This is a genomic window from Mesorhizobium sp. B1-1-5 (genome assembly GCF_006443065.1).
Taxonomy (GTDB): domain Bacteria; phylum Pseudomonadota; class Alphaproteobacteria; order Rhizobiales; family Rhizobiaceae; genus Mesorhizobium.
This window is the reverse complement of the sequence record NZ_VFWS01000617.1, coordinates 1-1,076: the sequence shown is the minus strand read 5'-3', so window position 1 is coordinate 1,076 and position 1,076 is coordinate 1. Positions and strand designations below refer to the sequence as shown.

Below are 1,076 nucleotides of genomic sequence, written 5' to 3'. Positions count from 1 at the left end.
TCCCAACCACCGAGGACTCCGCCAGGGCGTCGAAGGATGCAGGGCTCGGCGTGCTGATGGGCGCGCCCAATGTCATGCGGGGCGCCTCGCATTCGGGCAACGTCTCGGCGCGCACGCTGGCCAGCGACGGCCTGCTCGACATATTGTCGTCCGACTACATCCCCTTCAGCCTGATCCAGTCCGCCTTCTTTCTCGGCGACGTCGTCGATAGCATTTCCCTGCCGCAGGCGGTGGCAATGGTGTCCAAGAACCCGGCCGAGGCCGTCGGTCTTTCCGATCGCGGCGTCATCGAAGAGGGCCGCCGGGCCGACCTGGTGCGCGTGCGCCTCGACGACCACGTTCCGGTGGTGCGCACGGTCTGGCGGCAGGGGCGGCGGGTCGCGTGATGGCTTCGGCATTGATCGAGCGTGAACTGTCGGCCGAGGCGTTTCCGATACGCGACGGCGTCTTCGTTGCCGTGGTGGGCCCGAGCGGCGCCGGCAAGGATACGATCATCGGCCATGCCAAGGCGCTTTTCGCCGACGAGACGCGGCTGGAGTTCGTGCGCCGCGTCATCACCAGACCGAGCGACACGGCAAGCGAGGATCACGACACGCTGGCCGATGCCGCCTTCATCGAGGCCGAAGCCGACGGCGCCTTCGCCGTCTCCTGGGAGGCGCACGGCCTGCGCTACGGCCTGCCGGCCGAGGTCGATTGGGCAGTGGCCAACGGCCATGTCGCTGTCGCCAACGTATCGCGCGCGATCATCCCTGCCTTGCGAAAGCGCTATGCCAATCTGGTCATCGTCGAGATCACCGCTTCGCCCGATGTGCTGGCCGGGCGGCTGGCGATGCGTGGCCGCGAGTCGCGCGGGGAGGTTCTGGCACGCCTGGCGCGCAGCGCCCCTGTGACGCTCTCCGGACCCGGCGTCACCTCGATCGACAATAGCGGTTCGCGCGAAGCGGCAGGCGAGCGCTTTGCCGAGGTGCTGCGCAAGGCGATGGCGTTCTCCGACATGTCGGGGCTGATCGACTAAAGGTGTTGATGGTCAGGTGGCGCTCGCCTGACCTGAACATCGAAACACCTTCCTTTTATGC

At 67.2% G+C, this 1,076-nt stretch carries 2 protein-coding genes; both read left to right on the top strand.

Translation table 11 applies throughout. From position 1 onward, the window contains the following. A partial coding sequence (locus tag FJ980_RS33810; protein ID WP_140547687.1) for an amidohydrolase family protein occupies nucleotides 1–386 on the top strand: 386 nt, incomplete at its 5' end. Beyond that, nucleotides 383–1,015, top strand: coding sequence for a phosphonate metabolism protein/1,5-bisphosphokinase (PRPP-forming) PhnN (gene phnN, locus FJ980_RS33805; RefSeq protein ID WP_181172083.1), 633 nt, complete (start codon nucleotides 383–385; stop codon nucleotides 1,013–1,015). The genes FJ980_RS33810 and phnN, both read left to right, overlap by 4 nt. Nucleotides 1,016–1,076 lie beyond the last annotated feature (61 nt).